Origin of the sequence: Corynebacterium sp. MSK073 (assembly GCF_030232085.1) — a bacterium.
Taxonomy (GTDB): Bacteria; Actinomycetota; Actinomycetes; order Mycobacteriales; family Mycobacteriaceae; genus Corynebacterium.
In genome coordinates, this window is record NZ_JASPIY010000042.1 from 1 (window position 1) to 827 (window position 827).

Sequence of the window (827 nt, forward strand, 5' to 3'; positions counted from 1 at the left end):
CCCCCGCAGCCCACAGGAAATCTGTTGCGTGGCTGTGAGCGCGTTATCCGGGATCAACCGCAGCGGACAACCACCGAAATACTCCAAAGCCGCACGGTGGGCTAAAAGCCACGACCGCATTTTTTGATCCGGCCACGCCGATACATGCATCATCCCTGAGTGCGGCAATGAAGCTACAAACAAGTGCGCGGTAACCCGCTGGCCTGAGACAGGATCCACAACGACCATTCCATCGCCCGACCAGTCCACCATGAGCTCGTCACCGGGATCGTGATTCAGTTGCGCTGACAGCTGATGAACATCGACATAATGCTCAAACAGCGAACAGTACTGTCGATACGAATAATGACGCTGACCAGTACCAACAGGGAACTCCAGGTACTTGGCGTGCGCGACTTTCAACGTCACGCGCTTGCCAGAGACCATCCGCTCAGCAACCTTTTTGAAATCCGGTGCGAGGAACTCCGCATCGTTGCGACGCCGGTTATCCGGAAATAGCTCCTCTAACTGGGCATTCGACAATCCAGCAATCCCACGAGCATCGAGTCGATGGTCCCTTACAACGCGACTGGCCTTATCAATCGTCGACTTCGAGACCCCTAAATCGGCTCGAATCTGGTTCCAGGAACGATTCCCGGCAACCAAGGCAAACATGATGGCACGGTAATCCGTCACCACCATCACTCCTTCCACGTGAACGCGACCCACGCGTACACACTGCGTGGGCCGTCCACTAAAGAGTGCCTAAAAACTACCCCCGGTACCCGATATCCGCACCGGTCGGTACTCGATACCGCCCTACCGGTACTAAATAGCGTCGCGCGTCA

The 827-nt window shown here is 56.0% G+C and carries 1 protein-coding gene; it reads right to left on the reverse strand.

Features of this window, described 5'->3' with window-relative positions:
* Positions 1 to 681: transposase (locus QP970_RS11590; protein WP_502870071.1), on the reverse strand; the 681-nt coding region annotated here is incomplete at its 3' end.
* Positions 682 to 827 lie beyond the last annotated feature (146 nt).